This window comes from Massilia orientalis (assembly GCF_030411975.2).
Taxonomy (GTDB): Bacteria; Pseudomonadota; Gammaproteobacteria; order Burkholderiales; family Burkholderiaceae_D; genus Telluria; species Telluria orientalis.
Genome location: NZ_JASNRB020000036.1, coordinates 17354 through 39343, shown reverse-complemented (window position 1 = coordinate 39343; position 21990 = coordinate 17354). Strand labels below are relative to the sequence as shown.

At 60.5% G+C, this 21990-nt stretch carries 22 protein-coding genes and 1 pseudogene; 9 read left to right on the top strand and 14 right to left on the bottom strand.

Annotation, left to right across the window (positions count from 1 at the left end; all coding sequences use genetic code 11):
- The 14 genes and pseudogenes from QPK29_RS31175 to QPK29_RS31110 form a co-directional block, all read right to left on the bottom strand.
- Positions 1–134: pseudogene (locus QPK29_RS31175) on the bottom strand (ribonucleotide-diphosphate reductase subunit beta); the annotation flags it as partial.
- Between the two features lie 118 nt (positions 135–252).
- Positions 253–2058: an LPD7 domain-containing protein gene (locus QPK29_RS31170; protein WP_371772001.1), complete on the bottom strand. Its 1806-nt coding sequence runs from the start codon at positions 2056–2058 to the stop codon at positions 253–255.
- Positions 2059–2069: 11 nt separating this feature from the next.
- Positions 2070–3980 (bottom strand): type IV secretory system conjugative DNA transfer family protein, encoded by a 1911-nt coding sequence (locus QPK29_RS31165; protein ID WP_371772000.1) that lies wholly within the window; start codon positions 3978–3980, stop codon positions 2070–2072.
- A gap of 9 nt (positions 3981–3989) precedes the next feature.
- Positions 3990–5060, bottom strand: coding sequence for a P-type DNA transfer ATPase VirB11 (virB11, locus tag QPK29_RS31160; protein ID WP_371771999.1), 1071 nt, complete (start codon positions 5058–5060; stop codon positions 3990–3992).
- Complete coding sequence (locus QPK29_RS31155; RefSeq protein ID WP_371771998.1) at positions 5057–6250, bottom strand: TrbI/VirB10 family protein; 1194 nt, start codon at positions 6248–6250, stop codon at positions 5057–5059. Before QPK29_RS31155 ends, virB11 begins: the two co-directional genes overlap by 4 nt.
- Positions 6247–7056: a TrbG/VirB9 family P-type conjugative transfer protein gene (locus tag QPK29_RS31150; protein WP_371771997.1), complete on the bottom strand. Its 810-nt coding sequence runs from the start codon at positions 7054–7056 to the stop codon at positions 6247–6249. Before QPK29_RS31150 ends, QPK29_RS31155 begins: the two co-directional genes overlap by 4 nt.
- On the bottom strand, positions 7053–7916 hold the full coding sequence (locus QPK29_RS31145) for a virB8 family protein (RefSeq protein ID WP_371771996.1): 864 nt from the start codon (positions 7914–7916) through the stop codon (positions 7053–7055). The genes QPK29_RS31150 and QPK29_RS31145 overlap by 4 nt, the downstream gene beginning before the upstream one ends.
- Before the next feature lie 171 nt (positions 7917–8087).
- On the bottom strand, positions 8088–9113 hold the full coding sequence (locus tag QPK29_RS31140; RefSeq protein ID WP_371771995.1) for a type IV secretion system protein: 1026 nt from the start codon (positions 9111–9113) through the stop codon (positions 8088–8090).
- Between the two features lie 11 nt (positions 9114–9124).
- Positions 9125–9394: an EexN family lipoprotein gene (locus QPK29_RS31135; protein ID WP_371771994.1), complete on the bottom strand. Its 270-nt coding sequence runs from the start codon at positions 9392–9394 to the stop codon at positions 9125–9127.
- 35 nt (positions 9395–9429) lie between these two features.
- Positions 9430–10101, bottom strand: coding sequence for a type IV secretion system protein (locus tag QPK29_RS31130; RefSeq protein WP_371771993.1), 672 nt, complete (start codon positions 10099–10101; stop codon positions 9430–9432).
- On the bottom strand, positions 10098–12554 hold the full coding sequence (locus tag QPK29_RS31125; protein WP_371771992.1) for a VirB4 family type IV secretion/conjugal transfer ATPase: 2457 nt from the start codon (positions 12552–12554) through the stop codon (positions 10098–10100). The genes QPK29_RS31130 and QPK29_RS31125 overlap by 4 nt, the downstream gene beginning before the upstream one ends.
- Positions 12551–12925, bottom strand: a complete 375-nt coding sequence (locus QPK29_RS31120) for a type IV secretion system protein VirB3 (RefSeq protein WP_371771991.1) — start codon at positions 12923–12925, stop codon at positions 12551–12553. Before QPK29_RS31120 ends, QPK29_RS31125 begins: the two co-directional genes overlap by 4 nt.
- A gap of 1 nt (position 12926) precedes the next feature.
- Complete coding sequence (locus tag QPK29_RS31115; protein ID WP_371771990.1) at positions 12927–13214, bottom strand: TrbC/VirB2 family protein; 288 nt, start codon at positions 13212–13214, stop codon at positions 12927–12929.
- Positions 13207–13644 carry a hypothetical protein gene (locus QPK29_RS31110; RefSeq protein WP_371771989.1) on the bottom strand — a complete coding sequence of 146 codons (438 nt, stop codon included), beginning with the start codon at positions 13642–13644 and terminating at the stop codon, positions 13207–13209. The genes QPK29_RS31115 and QPK29_RS31110 overlap by 8 nt, the downstream gene beginning before the upstream one ends.
- A gap of 142 nt (positions 13645–13786) precedes the next feature.
- On the opposite strand from QPK29_RS31110, the gene QPK29_RS31105 reads away from it, so the two are divergent.
- The 9 genes from QPK29_RS31105 (at position 13787) to QPK29_RS31065 (ending at position 21636) form a co-directional block, all read left to right on the top strand.
- Positions 13787–14098: a TrfB-related DNA-binding protein gene (locus tag QPK29_RS31105; protein ID WP_371771988.1), complete on the top strand. Its 312-nt coding sequence runs from the start codon at positions 13787–13789 to the stop codon at positions 14096–14098.
- Positions 14095–14895, top strand: coding sequence for a ParA family protein (locus QPK29_RS31100; RefSeq protein ID WP_371771987.1), 801 nt, complete (start codon positions 14095–14097; stop codon positions 14893–14895). The genes QPK29_RS31105 and QPK29_RS31100 overlap by 4 nt, the downstream gene beginning before the upstream one ends.
- A gap of 2 nt (positions 14896–14897) precedes the next feature.
- A complete protein-coding gene (locus QPK29_RS31095) occupies positions 14898–15944 on the top strand; it encodes a ParB/RepB/Spo0J family partition protein (protein WP_371771986.1) in 1047 nt (348 codons plus the stop codon).
- Positions 15945–16007: 63 nt separating this feature from the next.
- The gene (locus QPK29_RS31090; RefSeq protein WP_371771985.1) at positions 16008–16307 is read left to right on the top strand and encodes a hypothetical protein; all 300 of its coding nucleotides are present in this window, start codon (positions 16008–16010) and stop codon (positions 16305–16307) included.
- Positions 16308–16492: 185 nt separating this feature from the next.
- Entirely contained in the window at positions 16493–17059 is a 567-nt protein-coding gene (gene mobC, locus QPK29_RS31085) for a plasmid mobilization relaxosome protein MobC (RefSeq protein ID WP_371771984.1), read from the top strand.
- Positions 17049–18086, top strand: a complete 1038-nt coding sequence (locus QPK29_RS31080; protein WP_371771983.1) for a relaxase/mobilization nuclease domain-containing protein — start codon at positions 17049–17051, stop codon at positions 18084–18086. The genes mobC and QPK29_RS31080 overlap by 11 nt, the downstream gene beginning before the upstream one ends.
- A 334-nt stretch (positions 18087–18420) precedes the next feature.
- Positions 18421–18996 (top strand): hypothetical protein, encoded by a 576-nt coding sequence (locus QPK29_RS31075; RefSeq protein ID WP_371771982.1) that lies wholly within the window; start codon positions 18421–18423, stop codon positions 18994–18996.
- 39 nt (positions 18997–19035) lie between these two features.
- Positions 19036–19428 carry a hypothetical protein gene (locus tag QPK29_RS31070; RefSeq protein ID WP_371771981.1) on the top strand — a complete coding sequence of 131 codons (393 nt, stop codon included), beginning with the start codon at positions 19036–19038 and terminating at the stop codon, positions 19426–19428.
- Between the two features lie 249 nt (positions 19429–19677).
- Positions 19678–21636 (top strand): hypothetical protein, encoded by a 1959-nt coding sequence (locus tag QPK29_RS31065; protein ID WP_371771980.1) that lies wholly within the window; start codon positions 19678–19680, stop codon positions 21634–21636.
- Positions 21637–21990 lie beyond the last annotated feature (354 nt).

Sequence of the window (21990 nt, the reverse complement as noted above, 5' to 3'; positions counted from 1 at the left end):
TCCCACGCCCATTTATATTTGAACGGGACCAGCTGGTTGACGTCGGTCTTGGCGTTGATGATGCGCTTGTCGTCCGCGTTCACACGTGAACTACTGCCGTGCCTTTCCGGCGGCTCATCGTCCCACGATAGCATTTCAAGTCTCCTAGTACGTTGTCGGCCATGGCTGCCGAGATGTGGCGGATGAAGCGAATACCCACGCTCCAAGACGGAGGTGGGTCGATCTGCGGATGATGAAACAAGGCAGCGAGCGCTATCTCTCCTTCGCTACCTCTTTCGCCCGAGGCGACTTGCCTTGATCAATCGTCTCCGTCGCTACTGCTGCCCTCTGCTCGGGAGCCTGCCTGCTTCTCGCATGCGCGACATAGATCTTCGGCCCTTTCACAGCCTCGCCAGTAACGATCTTCTGTATGACATGCCGTCTGGCGAGGCCGACAAACTCCTCGCGCACATCCTTCGGCAAGTGGGCTTCGGCAAACTTCCTGGCTACGTCGACGACGCCGTACGCAGGCGCGAGTTCGGGATGGTTTTTCAGGACAAACGATGGCTTGTCCTTTTCGAATGCGGATGCCTTCGCGACCAGTTCCGCATTCAACGGTGGAGATTCGTTCGGCTTCGCCACTGCACTGTCAAGCTGCCGTACTGGTTGCCGGTCTTCGCCCGTACCTGGTTGTCTAGTGGAAGGGGCAGCCGGCACCTTGTCCTGGTCTCGTTGGCGCCCTTTCTCGACCGTGTTTCTTACTGGACGGCTCGCCAACTCGGCCAAATCAAGCGCCGAAGGCTGATATCCCGCGACTTTTATCCCGGCTTGAGCCGCTTCCATCCAGGCGCTACGCCGGAATTCGTCAGTACCCTTGACCGTGAGGCTTGTCCAGCCGCGGGCCTGGGCGATTTCGACCAGCGAGCGCACCACTTCCGGATGGGCGCCACGTGTCGCCAGCTTGTCCCCGCAGTCACTGAACGCCGGCGACTTATCCGGGAAGTAGTATTCCGTCTCAACCTTGAGAAAACGTCGAGCCACGCTAGCCGGAACGACACGAGCACTACCGTCCGGCGGCGCTGGCTCCTTGATTGAGTCTTGAGACGGCCCCACCTTCCTCGAAGTGTCGGCCTGTTTTGCTTCGCTGTGTAACCAGGCGCCGGCGACGTCGGCTGTGTTACCCATGATATGCAAAACCTTCTTACCGAAACCCGGTAAAGACTTGCTTTCAGCAGCGGGTGCGGGCGTCGGCTTCGCAACGTCGTTCGCAAGTGGCTTGTCGAGCTTCAGGACGGGACCACGCTCGATCGTGTTTTCAACTTCGCGCTCATGCTTCTTGGGCTCCGCCGCGACCGGGTCAAGAGTACGTACCCGGACGACTTCGGTCACCTGACTCGGCCCATAGAAATGCGGAGACCTTGTCAACGTCGATTTATCGGCATTCGGTGTTGCCGTTGCCGACGCCGTGCGGTGGGAATGCGCCAGCTTCGCAAGAAGCGCATCGGCAGTCTTCTCGAACTCGGGACTGAACTTCGGCATGTGCGTGGCGAGATAGCTGCGCCCCGCTGCAATGTCCGCATCCAGCCGCTGCAGGTTCGACATGTGATACAGGACGAATTCACGGCTCTGCGGTTGAAGTTTGAACAGTTCTGGTACCTTCGCGTTGGAATTGGCGAGAAACGCGATCGCCTCTTCGGTAACGGGAGGGATGTCGGCCCGGTGCGGTGCTGGCTGCGCCACTTCCTGTTTTACGTCCTTGCTCGGTGATGCCCGACGTCGAGTACGTTTTGGTTCCGACGTCGCGGGAGCCAGCGGTTCCGCCGCGTCGGCAAATCTCGTTGCCGCCCGTGTCTTCCGTGCCGGTTTGACAGGGGTGTCCATCTGTTGAGCGGTCTCGCCGATGCCCGCTTCCTTGCTCTTGGATGTACGCCTCTTTGCAGCTTTTGGTATGGCGTCCCCTCCATCACTTCCCTGCGTGGTTTCGGTCGTTGCGCTTCCACTTCCGTTGTCTTTCGAGCCCTGGGGCACAGGGAAATCCGTTGGAGGTGGTGTGCGTTCCTCTTTGTCTTCGATACTCATGTCAGCTCCTGTCAGGTTGCCGCTTCAACTTCGCGGATGAAGGAATCGAAAACTTTTTGCAGATCCTCGCCAGTCAGCTTTTCTCCTTTCGGTAGTTGGACATCTTTGAAATCCATCGCGTAATCCGTCAGCTTCAGTTTGCCGAGCTTCGGTATGTCCTGCGGCGTAATGTCGCGCGGCGCCTTGGCTTTGCCACTGGGTGCATCGTCCTTGTCGAGCAGCGGCGGCGCCGCTTCTGGCATCTTGATTTCGATCGGCTCGATCTCGGGCAGAGGCCGGTTTGCACGACGAAGAAAGACGAGGCGCTGCCAGTACCAGATCTTGCGGCAGAAGATCGGCAGGCAGTGTTCGACGAACACGATCTCGTTGTTCACGCCCATCATCTTCACCTCCTGCGGATTGAGGAGTGCGCGTGCGGTCTTCGATCTGGTCACGCTGCCTGGACGCGCACTCATGGCCGGGCGGGAGTCCGACGTGCTGTCCGCGGTGAACGTGCCGAGCTCGCGCGAGATATCGGTGGCGTAGTCGCTGTCATTCGGCGCGTACACCACCCGCGCGCCGCAGCAGGCTATGATGTTCTTGGTGTGGTCTGGGCCATAAACCGCGCGAAGCTGAGGAACGGAATGGGCGATCAGCAGGGGGCGAATGCCGTAACCGCCCATCAGCTGGATGCTCTTCTCGATGATGGGCATGCGGCCGAGCGCGGCCATTTCATCCATGATCGGCAGCAGCTCGCACCGGATTGACGGATCGTCTTCCGGCATCTTGTCCATGTTCGCGTCCAGCATTTGCGTGAAGAAGAGATTCATCAGCAGGGACAGGCGGTCCAGGTCTCCCGGATTGACGCCGAGGTAGATCGAGAGACGCTTGCGCCGAAGGTCGTAGAAATTGAAGGAATCGGCGCTCGTGGCAGCGTCCACGAGCGGATCAGTCCACAGCTGCAGCTTCGCGGTGAATGTCTTCCGTACCGACGACTGCGTTTGCGGGCTCAAGGCAATGAAGTCGTACAGCATCCGCTTGCAGGTCGGCGACAGCGGGTTCTCCGACTTGTCGCGTTCGCGGATGATCCTCTTCCAGTGATCGCTCACGGAGTCGTCCGCGCCATGCATGATCTGGCGCACCATCTCCCCTAGCGTACGCGGTAGCGACAGCGTTTCGATCACGTACAGGCCGATACCGAGGAACAGGTCGCGGCATGACGCCGGCCAGAACGGATCGCCCGAGGCAGGATCGGGGGACAGCTGGTTCGCGAGTTTCTGCAACGCGCTCACGCGCAGCGGAGGATCGTCGGGCACGTAGTATTTCGAAATCGGATTCCACTGAGCCGTCAACCCATTGCGCGACAACGGATCGAACAGGTGGACTTCCGAAAACAGGCTTCGAAAACCCGCGGTGATCCGGTAGCACTCCTTGCGCACGTCGTTGACGACGATACTCCCGAGCCAGGATAGCGCGTTCGGTTGTACGAGACCTGCGCCCTTCCCCGACCGGGGCGGTGCGATGACAATCGCCGCCAGTTGCCGGCCAAGCACCAGGTAGCGCCGCCCCCACCTGCCGAGGATGATGCCGGCCTCCCCGAACAGACCTGCACGGGCAACCTCGCGCTTGGTGGCAAAGCGGGCATCGCCGTGCAGGGAGCGGCTCACAGGCCGGAACAGCGCGATCGCGGCAGCGGCCGCCGGACTGGCGCCCGCCACGAGACAGCCGATCAGCCAGCGGCGCGTGTACGGATCGGTTCCATACTGCTGCCAGTAACGCAGTACCGTCATCGGCGACGCGGCCGCCGGCGGAAGCAAGGGGTTCCCGAGCCGCACCAGGAACAGATAGCTTGCAAGGTAGAGGGTAGTCAGCACCGCACCGATCAGCATGGTGCAGAAAGCCAATGCCTTGAGGCGAGGACTGTCGATCGGAGTAATGAGCATCGTGGCCCCCTACCCCAGCTGGCGCGCCGCGAACGCGGGATCGTAATAGACCTCGACCGCTACGCGGCGGCCACCCGGCAGGCGTGCCATCTGGACGACCACGTCGACAAGCGCATACAGGTTCGCGTAGATATCGTCGAGATCGAGCCCTGCCCCTTCCGCGCTTCCCTTGATCATGAGGGCCAGGCGGCGGAACGCCAGCTTGGCCCGCGTGGCGTGGACCGTCGTAATCGTTCCCGGGTGCCCGGAGTTGAGGACGTTCTGAATGAAGAAGAACGTCTCGTCGCCGCGCAGTTCGGCCAGCAACACCCTGTCGGGCCGCATGCGCAGCGTGGCCTCGAGCAGGTCGCGCGGCTTCAGCTTCGATACGCCGTTGGCTCCCTTCGGATAAAACAGATTGACCTGGTTGACGTGGGGCAGCCGCATTTCCGCCACGTCCTCGACAGTGATGATGCGTTCATCCTTCGGGATCATCGCCGCCAGCGCATTACCGAGGGTGGTCTTGCCCGAACCGGTAGCGCCTGACGAGACGATGTTCTTCCGGCCCTCGACTGCCGCCCGAAAAAACGCGTCCCATTGGCGCCTGCGAAACAGGTCGAGTATTTCTCGCTCCTTGTCAGGGAGTGACGCCTCGATATCCGTCCGCTCCTTCGATGTCATCAGCAGGGACTGTTCGCACCGCGTATTCTCGAACGCGCCGCTGTCGACGATTTCTTCCATCGACAACGACTTGCCTATCGCGCGCCGCGTCGTGAATGAGACTTTGCCGGCTTCGATTGCAGGCGGAATGACGACCTGTACACGCAGGCCACCAGGCAACTGAGCACCGAGCAGCGGCCAGTCTTCCGCGAGGTCCTGGTTGGCGCGATTCCGCAGCAGCATTGCGAGCCCGTCGCACCATTGATGTGAAATGGCCGCGTTCCTGACAGCCTCCCAGCCGTCCGAACGCTCCAGCAGCACCTCGCCAGGCCGGTTGATGACGATCTCGGTAACGCTCTCATCGTCCAGATGAGCGGCTATCGGACGGAGATGCAGCGCCAGCGTGGAGACGTCGTCCACAACGATCGCGGTATCGTTCATGGCCGCTTCCTTTCCAGTGCGTAGACATCGCGGAAGTCGATATCGCCGGCCAGGTAGATCAACACCTCGCTGGCCTGCGGGGCAGTAATTGTCGACCGAATGTCCATCGTGCTTTTCAATACCTCGGACATGACCTCTTGCGGGCCAGTAATCGTTGGAAATGCAATCGTGGTGTTGCCATTTCCACGTTGCGCCGTAGCGACCAGGTACGGGCCGACATCGGTGATCAGGCTCAGGGCGATGGCGGCACCAAAGCGATCCCAGAAATGGTTGTCGACCGCTCCCGGAATGCCGGGCCGTCCCAGCGAATCAGCCGCATCGGCGCTAAGCGGCACCATCACGTGTTGGGGCGTCTCGCACCGCTGCCAGATGATCCCAACCCGGCGTTGCCCGTGCGTAACGCCTCCGCCCTGCTGGCCGACGCAGTACGTACCCCGGTCCATGAGCGACACCTTGTTGTCGGCGCCTGTCGCATCCACCGCAGTCACGCACGACACGGTCCCGGTCAGCGTAGTGTCGATTGCTGGTAGGACCGTGCACGGAATGACTTTACCGCGCGTCATCATGAGCGTTGGATCGGGCAACATGTAGGCACGTGTCGCGGCATGTTCGGAGGGCTGCGCAGGCCCAGCCGCGACGGCACGAGATATGGAGTTCGTCGCGCCATCCTCCGAAGCTTTCTTCGCCTGGCCCAAGCCGGTCGGCTCCGTTGCATCGATGGCATCCAGCTTGAAGCGCACTTCGCGTTTCAGCCGACGCTCGCGCACCATTTCGACACGACTCGTCGGAGACGTGTGGACAGCGGACGTCCCGGTCGGTGCTTGGCCGGCAAAGGATGGGGGATTTGCCGACGCCTGGAGCGGAGGAAGCCTGTCGACCGCGCTGGCAACGACTGGCGCTTCCGCGGGCGCGGGTTCCGGCATCGAAAGAGGAGGCAACGTGGCCGTGGCCAGCGTACGCGTCACGTCCTTCACGGGTGCCTTCGTCTCTTGGTAATGCCTGTACATTCCCGCGTAATACTTGTAGAGCAGGACACCTGCGAGTAGACAGGCACCGAGGATTACAGCCCAATTGGTCAACCTGTTTTGCAGCGAGATCCCTCTGTTGACCGAACCGAGAACGCGCTCGCCTTCGATGGCGTTCTCGTCATCGGCCTCCACTTCGTCCAGCCGGCGTTTGAACAAGTTCATTTGGCAGCTCCTTTCAGGACGCGATCGACCAGAGGCGATACCGTGCTGGTAGCGGGACGCCGCGCGGCGGGATCGAAACCCTCATTGAACACGCAGGCAACCTGGCGCCCGATGCGCAGCACGAGCTTGCGGTGCACGCCCGGTATCTGCATGATGTCGTCCTTCATGACCGGGCTTTCCATCTGTTCCAGCGCGTCCTCGCCGCTACGGGCTGAATACACCGCAGGGATGCCGGCATTTGCACCGAACCGCAGGAACGTGGTCCTGCCGTCGTCCCAAGCTTCCACCGGCGCGAGGTCGCTCGATCCTTGGACGGAATAATGGCGATTGCTGATCGGCGCAGGTACCTCTAGCAGTGCGCGCGCCTGCTCGGATGCGCTGGCACTGGCGCTGGCGCTGCGCTCGGATGCTGGATAGCGGAAGTAGACGGTCATGAAACCGACTTCGCCCTTGCCCTTTCGTGCCTGTTTCAGGTCGAACGTGTACGTCCGCTTCGTGGTCACCACATGCAGGTTCGCGTCGGGTAGCAGGCCTGCTGGCTTGATGAAGAGTCCATCGCGGGAATACTTGGTCGCGACACCCCATGCTTCGACGTCTCCGCCCGTCATGTCGACGATCTTCTCGTCCGGGTCCAGGACAATGTGGGTTTCCAGTCCGTCGCGCGTATAGATCGTCACCACGTCATAGGGGTCGTATGTGGCGAAGCGGATGCGCACATCCTTCTTGGCTGCTTCCGGAACCTGCGCCCCCTGCGCGGCCATCGCCGCCGCGAGCATGAACACTCCGGACACGAGTGTCTTGTTCATGGCGACACCTGTTGAACGCTAGTCGGCGACACGAGTGCCATGGAGGATGCTGGCTGGCGCGGAGCAGTATGTACCGCCGTGCGATCCGCGATTGCCCACCCGGCAGAGCCGAGATCTCGGTCCGCCGTGTAGTCGGTGACCTCCATACCGAGGTCATTGATGCGCCGGTCGCGTTCATTCGTCGGCACGTTCACCCAGTGGAAGGATATATTGGCGATCCACTCGGTTGGCGTCTCCTCGACGTCGTTCACTATTTCCGTTCTCGTGAAGCTGGCACGCGCTCCGATAGCGGTCTTGAGGCCGTTGCGCAGTACCGTGATCGCACCGACCTTGATGCGCACTTTCCGTTCTTTCTTGTACCTGTTCGGCGGCGACTCGGGATTCGATTTGTCCCATTTCCGGGCCCATTGCGTCTGCAGCTGCGGGCTCATGAAGGCGGCGGAGGTGTAGTAATGGATATCCGCCTGCTCGTAGCTATATCCTTCCCGGGCCAGAACGAACGTGTTGACGTTCCTGCGTATGGTCGCCTCTTCGGGAGCCACTTGGAACTCGGCCAGCGATATCAGTGGCTGTACGATACCGTTCGCCTTGTCCACAACGAGAATTTCCGGCGGTGGCGCCGGACGCATCGACGTCGCGACCGCGCCACCAGCTACCATGATCGAAATGACGGCCACGATGCCGAAGGCGCCAGCCACGCGCCATGCGTTCCGGCGCGAGGTCTCGCCGGCCAGGGCTCGGCGGTCGGCCTCGTCCGCAGCCAAATCGAGCATCTTCTGGATGTCGGCGTGGGCGTCGATCAGCGCACGGGTAGCGGCTAACTCTTCGACCAGTTGATCTGCGTTGGATCGGCTTTTCATTGCATGCTCCTTTATACGGATGCGCTGCAGCTTGGATATTCGGCCTGTGCGCCGGCCGGAACGTTGATTGGGCGGCGATCGCTTCCATCGCATCCCGGCAATGGGGCACTCGCGCACCCGCCGAGTACGCTGGCTGTGGCCAGCAGGATCAAAAGTTTGCGCATTTGTTCCTCACGGTTTGTAGGTCAGCAATTTCGTTTTAGTCTTGGACGGGCGAATCGAATTGCGGCTTCTGTTCTGGTAGGCGCTCCAGGTGCCACGAGCGACTTTCTTGCCGGTCCACGCCACCGGACGGGTGCCTTGAAGGCCGATCTGCTTTCCGAGTTCCATACCTCCAAGGCTCAGCAATTTGCCCGCGAACCGCCCCATGCCGAACGAAGACAGGGACACGCCTCCCGCCAATCCGGCAGCGATACTGAGCACCGAGGCGAGCGCGAGAAGACAGACCAGGCCCATTGCCAGGAACGGAAACACCTCCGCGACTTCGGCACTCGACGTCATCGCGGCAGGTCCGCTGGCCGCACTCGCGAACAGCTTCATGACGAGCAAATTGACCATGACAACCAGCACCGGCACGAGGAAGTAGTTCGCCAGCTGGCGCAGCCAGGAATTGAAGAACCCCGCCGTGGCCTCGAACAGCAATCCGATGAAAAACACGGGGCCTATCGCGACCACTGCCGTGAGAACGACTTTCGATAACGCCATCAGGAAGAACGCATAGGCGGTGACGACGATGGTCATGACAATGACGGCCGCGGCAATCAGGTACATCCCGAAATCGCCGTCGAGCACCCCGGCTTTGGCCCAGAATCGCGTCGTCAGCAGCAGCCCGTCGTTGAGCATCGCGTCCAGACCACTGATGACGCCGTCGCCACCAGAGCTCCGCGCCATACCGGCTACAAACTCATCGGGCCCACGTAAGAACGTGTTGGTGATGAGTGTGTTGTAGTTCGCGACGTTGAAGCCGATGCCGAGAATCGCGGCCAGCTTCACGACCCGGTTGATGAATTCGTTGACGGGCTCCCGGATCAAACCGCGTAGGCTGGCGAATCCCCACAGCGCGACATAGAGGCCGAGCATCGCCATTAAAAACGGGCCGACGACCCGGGCGACCGCCACCACGTTCTCGCCGACGTAGCCTTCGCACACGGCATTGATGTAATTCATGCCGTCGCGATAGAGGGTTGGCGCGGCCATGATCGATTCTCCTAGTGGCTCAGGTCGAGATGGAGCTTGTCGGCAGTCCCCATCGATGCGATGTGGTCGGCTCGCCGCACGTTGACGCAGTTCGGCGTCAATCCCATCCGGCCGGGATCATTCCGGCAGAGCGCACTCACCTTGCCGCGCAGCGCCGGCTGGGCCAGGAACTCGTCCACGGTAAGCACGCGCCCCCCCAGCTCCGGGATCGTCCCGCCAGGCTCGCGTCCGCATCCGCACATCAAGACCGCGATCGATACGATGGCCGTTGTCGCTTTCATGAATGCCTCCTTCGATTGTTGATGGTGTCCGCCGCTCATGGCAGCGGCGTCTCGATGCGCGGGATCGACGTCCCGACCGCGCCGGCGCGCATCTGGCTGATCATCAGGCGCTGCGCGCGCTCCTGGGCGGCGGCACCGTTCGCCGCCGCTTCCAGCTGATTCTGGTCCTTGACCAGTTCCGCGTGCTCGATGGCGATCCGGTTGGCGAGGTCGTATGCCGCCTTGGGGTCCTCGGTCCGCGCCAGGGTGTCGGTGAGGATTCGCAGTCGCGTTTGGCGCGCCGTCGCATCGTTGAAAGCGGTTTGCGCCATCGCCTGGTTGGCGGCGGAAATGTCCTGCGCCTGAGCCAGGAAGCGTTGGAGCTCGGGAGCCAGCCGTGCGGCCTGGTCGGGCCGAAGCACCGCCTGCGCCTGACGGATCTGTTGGGCGAACCAGGAAAGATCGCTCATCGAGCGTGCCCAATCCGCCGGAAGCGCTGGCGTGGCGGCAGGCAGAAGGCGCGACATGCCGCGGTCGCCGGTCATGGACTTGATCTGGTAATTGATGCTGTCGATCTGCATGGCCATCTGCCTGTACTGGTCGGTCCATGCCTTGACCTGCATTACCGCCTGCGATAGCACCGCGGGATCGATGACAGTCAACTGGGCATGGGTTTGTGCAGATGCGCAGGCCAGCACGGCAGCGACGGCGAGGATACGGAGGTTCATGCGGATTTCCTTTCGATGTCGAAGTGAGGTGCCCAAGTGTCGGGGTCGTCCCCGTACTTGGCGATAAGGCGATCCATGAGTTCGAGATTGGCGGTGCGTGCGGAGAGTACCGCCAGGTCATCGTCCATCCCGGCCAGCGGCAGCCGGGCCACGACCGAATGGCGCCCCTGCTTCAGCAGGAACATTCCGGAACCTTCAGGCAGGTCTGTCTTGATGAGGTTGAACTCCCTGTCCGACAATCCGAGCCCTTCCGTGTGTTCGGCGTAGTCGGCGCCTGGATTGGGGAACAGGATCATCGTTGCGACCTGCTCGATCAGCGTGCGTGCCATGGGATGCCGCAGGGCGTCGCTTGGAGATTGCGAATCCAGCACAACAAGGCCGTTCTTCTTGCGCAGCGTCTTCAAGAGATCCTTGATGAAAGCGGCAAAGTGCTTGTCGCCCATCGACTTCCAGAACTCCGAAAAGAACACCGCCAGCCGCCTGCCATCGATCAGCTGTCCAGTTAGATGAAACAGGTGTAGAGCGATGGGTGCCCTGAGTTCCGCGTCGTCGAGGAAGGCGGTGGTATCGAACACGGTAGTGCGCGCCGTTCCAAGCGCATTGGCAATCGTGGCCGCCGGATTGTCGAAGACCCACGCCAGCGGCCCATCCGCCCTCCCCTCTACCCGAGCGTAGCACCACCGTGCGAGGCGCTCGTACAATTCGCCTTTCGGAAGAAAGTCGAGCACCCGGCCAAGCCGGCGCGCCGCAGGCTCCATGTCCAGTACCTGTGCGATCGCCCTGTCCACGTCTTTTTCATCCTGGACGGTCAGCGGTTTCGTGTCGACTTCAAGCCCGCTTTCGGTGACGATCGGACGGCTCATCAGCTTCCGCACGAGCAACTGCAAATGCCGCACGTTCGAAGGAACCGCGGGATCGAGCGCGAACGGGGCCAGTCCTGTCGGCTCGTTCAGCCTCAAAGCATGCACCCTCGCGCCAAGGCGCCGGGTAGCGATTTCGGTATCGCGGTCCTTGGAGAACAGTACTGACGTCACATCGAACTTCTGCATCATCGACAGCAGGAAGCAAACGGTCGCCGTCTTTCCCGAACCATTCGGGCCGAACAGGAGCGTATGTCCCACATCCTTCTTGCCGCCTCCGTTCGCCGCCTGCGGATCGGATGCATGCAGGCTCAGATAATGCGGTGTGCCTGCGGCTGTCACCAGCATTGCGATCGCATCGCCCCAGTGGTTGCCTTTTCGGCGCCCCACGGGAAAGTTATGCAGCGGATAGAAGCCGCAGAGGTTGCGGCTGTTGATGGGCGACAGACGAGGACGCATGGCGAAATTGGCTGGCAGTTGTGCCCAGAACGCCGCCTCGAGCGCCAGGTCTTCGCGCGCCGGCTTGATGCCGGCCTCCACAAGAATGCGGCGCACATCGGCAATCACGCGGGCCAGCGAATCCAGCGTGTCGGCCTTGACGAAGACGTTGTAGTGATGGCTGCCCATGACCGTCCGGCGTGATGCCAGGTCGTCGGCGATATCGGGAATCTCGTCGACTTGCGACCGCGCCGCGTCGCGCGCATTCTCCATGCGATTCGTCTTCATCCGCATGTTGCGAAGCGCCGTGTCCTGCGCTTGGAACTCGAACGACTGCGTGACCACGAGTTCGACCGGCTGTGTCAGCAATTCGTCGAGGAAGACCGGCGTCGTCTCGGGCGGATAGGATTGAATGCCAAGCATTGCCCCGAAACGACTCACGTCGGCATCGTGTATCTCGACAGTCTCGTTGCCGAAGGCGGGACGCGCCCCACCTATCTGGTACCTGAGGGGAACCGGAGCATACGGCACCGGCTCCCATTTGCCCGTAAGGAGGAAATTAAAAAACTCGGCAGGCTCCGAAAACAGCGCGCCGCGCCGCTCATACACCGACAGCCGCTCGGGCTCGTAAAAGCCGAGCGACGCGGTGAGGTCGATAACGATCTGCTCCAGCTCCGTAACCTGCTCCGTGCGCGCCTTCGCGATTTCCTCCGGCGTGCGCGAGGAGAACAGTGCAGAAAATAACCCTTGAGCTTTGCTACGAAACGGCCGCAACACGACAGTCATGTACAGCTCGTTGAGCATCAGGTCTTCGCTGGCGATCCGGGCCTTGTAGCGCTCATTGAGATCGTGCGCATAGCCTGGTCGGAACACGCCGTCTGGGTACTGCCTCTCCCGCCGGCGCACGATGTGCTGCCAGACCGAGATGCGCGGGTCCGCCTGGCTCATCAGGACACGGTTGAGGCGCGCGTGCCGGTTGTTGATCTCGTCGTCATCGACGCATTCGAATGGGGCGCCGGCTAGACGCAGCACGCAGAGGCATTCGCCCGCGCTAGTATCGATGATGGAAGGCGTGAGATGACCTTGATACGGTACGTACCGTGCGACCGGCGTTTCGCGCCGCATCGCGGCAGTACGTGATGCCGAAGTATTCATGCCGGAACCTCCGAATTCAAAAGTCGTTTGAGGCGCCACCGCTTAACCGCACCGAAGCGCTCCCGGAACGTCAGCGGACTGTATGAAGACCCATGCCAATGCCGCCGTGTCGCGATGAGCGTCCCGAGCGTCGTCCGCGCCCATAGCAGCAATAGCTCGAAGGACCGGGGATCGTTCAACGTGATCAGATAGCAGATGCCGTGGACCGGAACGCACATCAACAGCCACAACAGGTTTTCGGTCAGGGACAATGCCTCGACCGATACCAGGATGTTGATCACACAGGCTTCGTAAGGAACGCCGAGAATCGTCGACGGGCGGGTGAGCGCCACCGCGAGCGGGTCGACATCGATACCCTCCTCGCGGTCCATATCATGCTCCCAGCCAGCCGCGGAACAGCTGCACGACCTGGTCGCGGCCGAAGAACAGTGCGGTTCCAAGGACACCGCCTGCGAACCATCCCCAGTTGACCCGGCCGGTGAGACACAGGATGCCAACGATCGCCACCGCAAGCGGCACGATGGGTGTCAGCAGCTGTACGAACCAGTTGGTTGCCTGCGCTCCGGCGCCCGTGAACTGCGCCATTGCAGGCGAAGCTTGCAGCGCCAGCAGGCCTACGCACAGGGCGAGCGTAAATGCACGTCGAGTCTTGTTACTCATGGCTTTCACTCCTTTGGTTGATTAATGAGGCGTTGAAATCGGTGGCCCGGTTATACGGGTCCCAGAACTGAGGAACACGAGAAGCGTCTGCGGTACGTGCGGCTGGACGAAGCGCTTTGACGACAGGGTGCGGGATCGCTTCGGTACCGCTTTGTGCCGCGCTGCCCTCCAGTTCGCGCTCCAGCGCCTTGATGTTTTCTTCATGCCGGTGGACAGCAGACGCCTGTTCGTTTGGGCCAACCGCATTTGAACGGGACTTCGCGTTCGCGAGCGCTTCGCGCTCCGCTGCGAGTTCGGTTTGCAGAATCAGCCGGCGATCCGCGTCACGTGCCTTTTGATCCGCCTTGGCGACAACTGGGTACAAAGGCTGAGCTTGCACAGACGGCACTGCCGCCGACAACAAGAAGATGGAAACAAGACGATGTGTCATGGGTATCCTCAATGGGTTATGCGTTCTACATTAGCCGTGCCCCCTCGCCGCCGGTTTAATCCAACGCAGAGTTTCGCGTTGACTTAACGCGTACCTTTTAGCTAGCGGAGCAGTGAGCAGCCGCGTGATCGGGGAGGATCAAATGACGGTGCGAAAGCGGTTGACGCCAGCGGAGTTCGATTTCATTCGGCCCCACCTGGAGCGTCAGAAGGAACAAAACATTGAGCACATCCGCCGCGTCCTGGTGGACGGTGTGAAGCAGCGGGAAATTGCGGCGGATTTGCGTATCACGGTGCAGGGTGTCAGCGCGATGGTGACGCGTGCATGGCGCACGCATGTGGAGTTTGGAAGCCGGCCGGAAGGCTGGAGAGCGGTCAACGTAGCGCTGCCGGACAACGTTGCGGACGTCGTCGAAGAAATGGCAGACATCGCGAGAAGGCGGATGCTGAAATGAAGACGTTCATGCCGGCGAACCAGAAAGGCGGCGTTGGCAAGACCACGACCGGCTACAACTTCACGCACTACGCGGCGGAGAAGAAGCATCGCTCTGCCCTCGTCGATGCGGACGAACAAGGCAATGCTACCAAGGCAATGGCACCTTATGCGATCACGGAGTTCAACGCAGCCGATCTCTTCTCCGACAAGCCGCTGCCTTTGCCAGAGGAATTCCCGAGACTCGTTCTGATCCCGACAGACAGGGTTCGCCTGCGCGATGTCGAACAGTCCGAACTCGACGATATGCAACTGCTGGAGAACTTGCGTGCGCGACTGGCCGAACTGGCCCCGCACTTCGACTACATGACGTTCGATACGCCAGGCTCCAACAGCCGTATCGCCAACGCATTTCTTGCCGTCAGCGACTTTGTAATTGTCCCCTGCAAGATCGATCCGTTCAGCGTTGACGTATCTGCTGAAGTGCTCAGGCGGATCAAGTTCATCCAACGGCACTTCAATCCCGACCTGGTCAACTTCGGCATCCTCGCCAATGAGTTCGATGCGCGACAGCCCGCGCAAGTGCAGGACTTCAAGGAACTGCTGGCATCTCATCACCAGTACATGTTCCCGAAGCCGATCATGGACCGCCAGGCGTACCGCGAAGCCGCTGGTGCACAGGTGCCGGTATGGCAGCTGAAGGAAGGCGGCGCTGGCGAAAATCGTCAGCGCATCAAGAGCGCCGCCCGCGACGCGGGAAAAGAAATGCGCGCCGTTTTCGACATCCTATTGGGAAGAATGGAAAGCACAGGAGTGTAGACATGAACACTCGCCTGAACCTGACCGGCCTGGCCGATCTCGCGCATGAAGGTAAGCCCAAGGAAATTCCCTTGAGCGACATCCTGCCGGATCCAGCGAACCCTCGCAACGCGGATGACGAGCACACGCCCGCTGCTATCGAAGCCCAGAAAGAGCTCGACGCAGACGTTGCGGACCGTGGGGTGAAGACACCGATTTCCGTTCGTCCTCACCCGACCATCGCCCGCAAATACATCATCAATTACGGATGGCGCCGATACACGGCGGCACGCAACAACGGTTTGACCTCGATCCCGGCGTTCGTGGATGAGTGTTTCGACAGCTATGACCAGTTCAACGAGAACGAACTGAGAACCGGGTTGAGTACACGGGCGCGCGCACTCTTTATCAAGAGCAGGCTGGATGCTGGGGACAAAAGAGGCGAGATCGCGCAGCGAATGCGGAAAAAGAACCAGAACTTCATCACGGAACATATGGCGCTCCTCGATGCACCAGCTTGCGTGAACAAGGCGTACGCCGATGGCGTCAGGTCCGCGCGGACGCTGTATGACCTGCGCCAGGCTTGGGAAGAGTTCCCGGTGGAGGTTGAAGCATGGTGTCAGCACATCTTGCAGATCACACGAGACGGCATCAAGGATGCGGTGGAGAGCTTCCGGGATGGGAGATCCGCTTTTTCCAACGGCGACGTGATGCCAGGCCTGGTGCCCGCAGATTCTGGATTTCGTCATGACGAAAAGTTGCCCGCGCTCTCGACGGAGGCGCCGGCAGCGGAACCCCAATTTCGTCATGACGAAAAGTTGGCCGCGCTCTCAACGGGGGAACCAGTAGCGGAGCCCGATTTTCGTCATGACGAAAAAAGGCTGCGAAGCCGAGGGCGATCAGGGGCGGCTGCGACAGCTTTACAGACGCCGTCTCGCACTGACGAAATCTTCGTTCAGTACAAGGGAAAACCTGCGACGGTCGTTCCTGGAGCGACGGTGTCCATTGTGGTCGACGGGACGGACGTTCCATTGAACGTGCCTCTTTCCGAGTTGGTGTTTAAGCGATGACGTCACGAAGTGCGCTGTGATCCGGACAAGCATGTGAATTACTTAATTGGGAAGGAGCTGCACGTGAGGCGCGTATCGAAAAAAGTAGCTGTCGTGGCTGGTAAGGCGGTCGTTGGCACGATCAAGTACAGCCTCTACGTGACCTTGCTATTGGTGGGACGTGTGCTTGTTCCCTTAATCAGCCTAGCAATAGCCGCCGGGGTTCTCCTGTTCCTTTTCTGCCTGCTGTTTCTGCGTGATCGAACGCCGCTGTTGATCTGCGGGGCCTGCGCAGCAGTGGGTGGGACTGTCCTACAGTTGATTTACTACGCCGCTTTACGGCTCGTTGCGCCGGAAGGCGCCGTGATTGTGAGCGAGCTGTGAGCGGTACGCCCGCAGTCCCGAAGGGACGAGGACCAATGCCTTAATCTCGAAGAGATTAAGCATTTAAGACGACAGTCTATCCTGCCCTCTTAAAACCTAAAGCAGGAAAGCACCGTTGGACGCAAGCCGTAACACGAGGAGCAGCTGAATCGATCCACAACGTTGGTTAGAGTGGGAGATATGTCATGGCAGTGATAGGAGCAGCAGTCGATAACGAGACCAAACAAGTTTTTGACGCGATCGCACGGTCGCGCACATTAACGGCGTCGCGTCTCGCTGGAACATTGATCACAGACTTCATCCGCGCTGAGCAAAACGGAACCCTATACATCCCCGCGTCGACGCAGTTACCTGCAGTGACCTCCCATCCGGTGAACGCAGGTGCCAAGACCGAACAGGTGTACGTCCGCCTTGAGCCCTACTACTATGACGAATTGGGGCGTCTCGCGGCCGGACGTCGATGCCATCGCAGTTCATACTTGGCGAATCTACTGTATGTCCATATCGACAAACGCCCAGTGCTGTGCCAAGACGAGGTCAACGCCTTGCGGCAGGTGGCCCGGCAGCTCGCGGATGTCGGCCGTAACGTCAACCAGATTGCGAAGAAGCTTAATACTTCGCTTGAAGAAGCGCACGTCGCAGCAGCTTACGATTTTGATCTGCTCAGGATGCTTCTCGACGTGGAGACCACCGCGGTCAAGGAACTTGTTCTCGCTAATCTACGGACGTGGGGAGTCGGAGATGTTCACTGAGCGCGGGGTTATTCCGGAGCGGAACGGACGTAAGTCGGGCCTTCAGCGGCTCGTTTATCGTCCCGCAACGCAGAAGTTTGGCGGGGACGTTGACTGGCAGTCGATCAAGAGCAAATTGCGACGTACCGTCACGAGGACTCCCGAAGTCGTTATCAAGGTCAAAGGCGGTGGCTCAACCATCGCAGGCGTGCTGCGCTACATGAACTATATCTCCCGAAACGGGACACTGATCGCGGCGGACGAAAAAGGTGAGCATGTCAGCGGCCGGGATAGCGTCAACGCTATGCATGCATCGTGGGATCTTGACTTGCAATGCCCCCATGATAGGAAAGGCGAAGCGCTGCATCAGTCCTTCAATATCATCTTTTCTATGCCGGCCAAGACAGACCCCGACAAATTATTTGCAGCAGTGCAGGCGTTCACGCAGGAGCGCTTTGCCGGGCACCAGTATCTGATGGCCTTACATACGCCCGAGACCGATCCCAGCGAGAGTCCGCCGCCGCATCCTCACGTACATGTCGTGGTCCGGGCGGAAGACGAGGACGGTCGACGCCTCCATATCCGGAAAAGCACGTTGCGCGCCTGGCGCGAGGACTTCGCGACTAAGCTCAGGGCTTACGGTATCGACGCTAACGCAACGTCGCGAGCAGAACGTGGCGTATCGTTAAAAGGACGAGGTAGCGCGGAATACCACATCCACGAGCGCGGCGATGTTTCGGCTGCAAAGGCACGGCGTTTTGCAGACGCGGCCCTTGAACTCGAACGAGGCTATATCGAACCAAAGCCATGGGAAATTGCGATGGCAGCACGTCGGCGAGACGTCCTGCGGGACCTGATACAAAGCGCAACTCGTCTACGTGAAGAAAATGACGTCGAGCTGGCTGAGCAGGTAGAACGTTATGCCCAGGAGTTGCCGCCTGTCGATACCGAGAAAAGAAAAATGCAACGCGCTATTATCGCCCAAGTCCGGGAACGGTTACGGCAGAAACATGGCCAAGATAGGGAGACGTCTAGCCCAACCACCTGAGCGGTACGGAAACAGATATAAATGTACCTGTAAATTGGCCAAATCTTACTTGACACATATTAAGTAAGATTCTGTGGCCCCCCTGGCCCCGTGTTGTGGAGCACTCCAACGTGTTGATTTTTAAGGTCGAACGGACGTGAAACACGTCTGACGGTCGACATCCGCCCGTCGCGCGTTCGTAAATCGTCCGCATCGTGCCGGCGCGCACCCGTCAAAGCGGCGAAGGCTTCCATCAAGCCTCCTCCTAAGCGTCGCCGCAAATTTTTCGTTGTAACATTGATTATTGTTGTGTTTTGTTGCAATCTGTTGAGATTGAAACCTTATGAGATAGCCAATGACCGCTCCCACTGACCTGCTCGCCAAGGCAAAGGCGGCGCCCGTAAAAACGAGGCTCGAAGACCATGTCCAGACGATCGCCACGCTGCGCGACAAACAGTACACCTGGCGAGAGATCGCCGCGTTCCTTAACGAAAATGGTGTAGAGACTGACCACAGCAAGGTGTTCCGGTTTATGCAGCGGCGCAGCCAGGCGTTCGTGGTGCCGAGCGCTGCCGACTATACCCGGGTCCTGCCGGAGATCCTGATCGGCAAGGGCAAGCTGGCCGACAACCAATCGAAAATGTTGGAGCGACACTTCCACGCGCACAACCGCACGGTGACCTACACGGAACTGGCGGAAGCGGTGGGATCGGACGATCACCGGACCGCGAATGCGCAATATGGCAAGTTGGGGGCCATGGTCGGCGAAGCGCTCGGCGTCAACTTTGAACGGTCCGGAAAGCGCGACGAGGCCTTCTACAGTGGCGCCCTGTGCGTCGAGTTGCAAACCAGGTCGGCCGAGGGGCGCCTGCAGATGATGATGCACCACGAACTGGCCAAGGCGATCGAAACGCTCGGCTGGTTCAAATAACACGTAGCTTATAACTCTTCCACAAATGAAAGGAATGCCATGGTCGGGACCAGCGCTGAGGCGATCGCGACCGTTGAACAATTCAAAGCGGCCCTGCTTGCCGCCCGTGACAAGAATCTGCCGGACAACCACTTTGCGATGCTTCGCGCTCAATGCCGGGCCGCGGACGCAACGATCACGGCGACGCAGCTAGCCGCCGCCGCAAAATACGAGAATTACAACGCGGCGAATCTGCAGTACGGAACTCTCGCCATGAACGTGGCCACCGCGCTCGGCTACACACCCGAGGAACGGCACGCCGATGGGTCGCCGTGCTGGTGGACCACCTTGTCGTATTCGAACGAACACCAGGCCGAAGAGCACACGGGGCATTTCCAGTTCATCATGCGTCCGGAGCTGGTCGCCGCACTACGGGAAATGCGCTGGGCCTGAATGGATTTTGAACAGCAGAGCCGGCATAACGACCTCCGATGACTGAAAAATCCAATCGGAGTCTGAAAGTTCCGGTTGGCCGGGAGCAGGACCGGCTCGTTGCCCCGACGGATGTGCTTGCAGCCGGCCTGGCTAACGCCGTTGACAATTGTACAATTGCTTTCTAGTGGGCATAGGTATCAAAGGAAAAAGCTGCTCGATGGATTTCGTGAGACCTGAACAATGACTTTTCAGATACAGCAGGACCTAATGCAGTCTGCGGTCGGCAATGCCGATCACTTGGTCATGGCGTGGGCGCGCGATCGCGCTACTGGCGAGCTGAAATACATTCTCGAGCTCAAAGAAACCGGATCGAAATGCAACTGTGTCTGTATCAGCTGTGGTCAGTCCTTGACGGCAGTAAATGCTGGCAAGCAGGTATTTTCACGACGGCCGCACTTCCGGCACCCCGACGGCATGCCGAAAGCGGCATGCGTGGTTTTGACCGCTCGCGCTGCGCTGGCTGCGGCGTTCGAAGGAACAGACGTCCTGCAATTGCCGCGCCGCCGCCGGCGCGTGCACGTCGAGGGCTTCAGCGGCAAGCTGTACGAGGCCTGGGTCGACCATCCCCCTGAGACGGTGCGCATCGTCGACGTGCAGTTCACCGACCCGCTGCGTGGCCTACTGAAGCTCGATGACGGCCGGGAAATCGAAGTCCTATTGGTTGGCAGCACCAGTCTCGAGCACAGAGGGAATGCGGTGGCCAGCGTCGCCATTGTCGCGAACGAGACCGAAATCGCCGCGATGCCGATCGACGAAATCCGCAAGCGCATCGTGGCCGTAATGGACGAACACTGCTGGTGCGGGCACTGGAATGACCCGGCACTCGACGCGCAGGCGCTGCAGCAAGCCTACGAACTGGCGGCTGCAGCGCTCGACTGGGATCCGTCCGACGAGCTACCGGTCGACGCAACGCCTGCGATGCGCCGCGAAACACTCTTGCACAAACTGGTTAAGGAAATCCTGCAGGCGAACCGCTGCATCGCACTGCCAGCGCACCCGACGATCGAAGTGACACGCGAGCTGCATGGCCGACCAATCACGCGTAGCCAGGCCTTCCCGACGCGCCGGGCAGAGTTGGCGCACGTCGCGCTGGAGCGGCGGGTCGGGCACATTGTTCCGGACGTGATCGCCACGGAGTTGGACGGCACCACGCTGCTAGTCGAGGTAACGGTGACGAATGCGATTACCCAGGAGCGACGCGTCAGGATCGCCGCGACAGGTTTCCCTGCCATCGAAATTGACATCGGCAGCATGGGCGGCACCATCACGCGTAGTGCCCTAGTCGATTTCGTCGTAAACGAGACCGCCGCGAAACGCTGGCTTCACCATCCAGAAGCGGTGCGTGCCGCGGATCTGCTCAAAGCCCAGCTCGACGACGTATGCGCGCAGCAAGATCAGCTGCGCCTGGCGATTGAAGCGGTAGCGCACGATAGTCCGCCTGAGGTGTGGGCCGCGCTATTTTTGGAGGCGGCAACGCACATGTTCCGGGCCCGACAGGCATCACGTCAGCGTCCATCCGCGGATGCCGATCGCCATGAGGAAGCGTTGCGGGGTGCGGCGATCGCACTGGCTTGCCATGGCTACCCCGAGGCCGGCGACTCGGCCCTATACGGTGCGCCGGCCATGCTGATCGAGCGATTGCTGTCGATCCGGGATGACACTGGTGTCGGCTATGCTGAGGGCACGTGCTGGGAAGTGATCAGCCGTATTCGCCAGGACACCACCGGACTGCGGCAATGGCATCCAGTGTATCTCATGGCGATCAGGACATACGCGCCCGCACTGACGGCCTTGCAGGAAGAAAGCATAGCCAAATGGCGTGATGAGGTGGCCAACAGTATCCGATGGGGAAATGACGTATACGTGCGGGACGGGCGTTACGACCGCTTGCTTGCCCTGCTGTTTCCAGAGATGGGGGAACGCCTGTGCATGCCCCAACGCCCACCGGTCAAGACTACAGCGGAACCGTCCAACCCGGGTCCCGCGCCGGCTTCGCGGCCATCTCAACCGTCTCATTGGGGCTCGCGCGACCTGGAGAAGTTGCGGCCAAGCGTGGACTACGACCCGCGCACGTATGCCCTACGGGGAGCCGCGCTAGAACGGTGGAAGCGCGCCAACCCGGAAATGGCCAAATCCTGGTTTCGAAACGACGACGACACAACGTGAACGGCTGATCGCAGGCAGATCCGGGCCTCACCGCCGCGTTGGTCTCATCTGCGCGATGCCGCCGTCACGGCGTGCCGGGCCAGCTACGCCGACCACAATGCGTCGGCGGCACCTTTGCGCCTGAGCTTGCGCCCTACGGTCGGCGGCCTTGACATGCCGCGTCGCGAACGTGGCTACCCGCATGTGGACCCTAGGCTGCTACTGCGCGTCAGCAAAGGTACGAAGCGCGTCTACGACTACGGCGCCGGGGGAACGGCCGTTCCTCCCTCGCCTTAAGTCGCGTTGTCAGACGCAGAACCGGCGAATATCTGCAGAGGCGGGGCAACTGGTACCACGGGCGCACGTGGCTTGGGC

Excerpts from the sequence above, each read along its gene's own strand:
- QPK29_RS31155 (WP_371771998.1), bottom strand. The coding sequence starts at position 6,250 with ATGAACTTGTTCAAACGCCGGCTGGACGAAGTGGAGGCCGATGACGAG.
- QPK29_RS31115 (WP_371771990.1), bottom strand. The coding sequence starts at position 13,214 with ATGAGTAACAAGACTCGACGTGCATTTACGCTCGCCCTGTGCGTAGGC.
- QPK29_RS31165 (WP_371772000.1), bottom strand. The coding sequence starts at position 3,980 with ATGCTCATTACTCCGATCGACAGTCCTCGCCTCAAGGCATTGGCTTTC.
- QPK29_RS31070 (WP_371771981.1), top strand. The coding sequence starts at position 19,036 with ATGGTCGGGACCAGCGCTGAGGCGATCGCGACCGTTGAACAATTCAAA.
- QPK29_RS31065 (WP_371771980.1), top strand. The coding sequence starts at position 19,678 with ATGCAGTCTGCGGTCGGCAATGCCGATCACTTGGTCATGGCGTGGGCG.
- QPK29_RS31100 (WP_371771987.1), top strand. The coding sequence starts at position 14,095 with ATGAAGACGTTCATGCCGGCGAACCAGAAAGGCGGCGTTGGCAAGACC.
- QPK29_RS31145 (WP_371771996.1), bottom strand. The coding sequence starts at position 7,916 with ATGAAAAGCCGATCCAACGCAGATCAACTGGTCGAAGAGTTAGCCGCT.
- QPK29_RS31150 (WP_371771997.1), bottom strand. The coding sequence starts at position 7,056 with ATGAACAAGACACTCGTGTCCGGAGTGTTCATGCTCGCGGCGGCGATG.
- QPK29_RS31125 (WP_371771992.1), bottom strand. The coding sequence starts at position 12,554 with ATGAATACTTCGGCATCACGTACTGCCGCGATGCGGCGCGAAACGCCG.
- QPK29_RS31110 (WP_371771989.1), bottom strand. The coding sequence starts at position 13,644 with ATGACACATCGTCTTGTTTCCATCTTCTTGTTGTCGGCGGCAGTGCCG.
- mobC (WP_371771984.1), top strand. The coding sequence starts at position 16,493 with ATGGCAGTGATAGGAGCAGCAGTCGATAACGAGACCAAACAAGTTTTT.
- QPK29_RS31130 (WP_371771993.1), bottom strand. The coding sequence starts at position 10,101 with ATGAACCTCCGTATCCTCGCCGTCGCTGCCGTGCTGGCCTGCGCATCT.
- QPK29_RS31140 (WP_371771995.1), bottom strand. The coding sequence starts at position 9,113 with ATGGCCGCGCCAACCCTCTATCGCGACGGCATGAATTACATCAATGCC.
- QPK29_RS31075 (WP_371771982.1), top strand. The coding sequence starts at position 18,421 with ATGACCGCTCCCACTGACCTGCTCGCCAAGGCAAAGGCGGCGCCCGTA.
- QPK29_RS31095 (WP_371771986.1), top strand. The coding sequence starts at position 14,898 with ATGAACACTCGCCTGAACCTGACCGGCCTGGCCGATCTCGCGCATGAA.
- QPK29_RS31105 (WP_371771988.1), top strand. The coding sequence starts at position 13,787 with ATGACGGTGCGAAAGCGGTTGACGCCAGCGGAGTTCGATTTCATTCGG.
- QPK29_RS31170 (WP_371772001.1), bottom strand. The coding sequence starts at position 2,058 with ATGAGTATCGAAGACAAAGAGGAACGCACACCACCTCCAACGGATTTC.
- QPK29_RS31135 (WP_371771994.1), bottom strand. The coding sequence starts at position 9,394 with ATGAAAGCGACAACGGCCATCGTATCGATCGCGGTCTTGATGTGCGGA.
- QPK29_RS31080 (WP_371771983.1), top strand. The coding sequence starts at position 17,049 with ATGTTCACTGAGCGCGGGGTTATTCCGGAGCGGAACGGACGTAAGTCG.
- virB11 (WP_371771999.1), bottom strand. The coding sequence starts at position 5,060 with ATGAACGATACCGCGATCGTTGTGGACGACGTCTCCACGCTGGCGCTG.
- QPK29_RS31120 (WP_371771991.1), bottom strand. The coding sequence starts at position 12,925 with ATGGACCGCGAGGAGGGTATCGATGTCGACCCGCTCGCGGTGGCGCTC.